Origin of the sequence: Delftia sp. ZNC0008 (assembly GCF_000799035.1) — a bacterium.
Taxonomy (GTDB): domain Bacteria; phylum Pseudomonadota; class Gammaproteobacteria; order Burkholderiales; family Burkholderiaceae_C; genus Comamonas; species Comamonas tsuruhatensis.
Map to the genome: position 1 here is coordinate 1 of NZ_JTKZ01000247.1, position 428 is coordinate 428.

2 protein-coding genes are annotated in these 428 nt (G+C 61.2%); one reads left to right on the top strand and one right to left on the bottom strand.

Translation table 11 applies throughout. The annotated features are described in order from the left end of the window. A partial coding sequence (locus L995_RS34255; RefSeq protein WP_047470864.1) for a hypothetical protein occupies positions 1 to 198 on the top strand: 198 nt, incomplete at its 5' end. A gap of 31 nt (positions 199 to 229) precedes the next feature. Here L995_RS34255 and L995_RS08160 read toward each other — a convergent pair. Continuing rightward, the coding region (locus tag L995_RS08160) for an alpha/beta fold hydrolase (RefSeq protein ID WP_442855469.1) at positions 230 to 428 on the bottom strand (199 nt) is incomplete at its 5' end.

A 428-nucleotide genomic window follows, 5' to 3' on the forward strand; every position in this document is an offset into this window, starting at 1 on the left:
CAGGCCTTGTCTCCAGCGGCTTTCAAGGATTGGGACCTGGGCATTGCATGCGGGCAGCAGGCATGCGGTTTTTTCAATTGCTTACCTTTTCCGGACACGATTGGCATACCAATTGAATCCATGGAGAACGCTATGTCTCCGCAGATATGGGGCGAATGCACCTTTGCCCTCTTTGCCCTTTTTTGCCGGCTTGCCTGAATGCAGTCCCGAAAGCCAGCAATGACCGCACTCACCCGGCCTGCAACAGAAATGGCAGAGCCGCGTCCAGCAGTGCGTCGGGCGCCTCCTCGGCAATGTAGTGCCCACAGGCCAGTGGCCGACCGCGCACATCGTCGGCCACGAGCTGCCACTCGCGCAGCGGATCGAAGCAGCGGTGCACCACGCCCTCCTCGCCCCAGAGCACCAGCAGCGGCATGGACAGCCTGCGC